2 tRNA genes are annotated in these 255 nt (G+C 60.4%); both read right to left on the bottom strand.

Features of this window, described 5'->3' with window-relative positions:
• Window positions 1-69: 69 nt before the first annotated feature.
• Window positions 70-143: transfer RNA gene (locus GTW40_RS24830), tRNA-Cys, on the bottom strand.
• Window positions 144-182: 39 nt separating this feature from the next.
• Window positions 183-255: transfer RNA gene (locus GTW40_RS24825), tRNA-Gly, on the bottom strand.

Below are 255 nucleotides of genomic sequence, written 5' to 3'. Positions count from 1 at the left end.
CGATACTGGGATTGAACCAGTGACCTCTTCCGTGTCAGGGAAGCGCTCTCCCGCTGAGCTAATCGTCCTTGGAGGTGGAGACGGGATTTGAACCCGTGTAGACGGCTTTGCAGGCCGTTGCCTCGCCTCTCGGCCACTCCACCAGGAGTGTAGGGGATCGGGATGACCCCTAGTTTCCTGCGAGCGGACGACGAGGCTCGAACTCGCGACCTCAACCTTGGCAAGGTTGCGCTCTACCAACTGAGCTACGTCCGC

The organism is Streptomyces sp. SID4985, from assembly GCF_009863025.1.
Lineage (GTDB): Bacteria > Actinomycetota > Actinomycetes > Streptomycetales > Streptomycetaceae > Streptomyces.
Note: the sequence above shows the minus strand (reverse complement) of the source record. Positions and strands in the feature narration are given on the sequence as shown.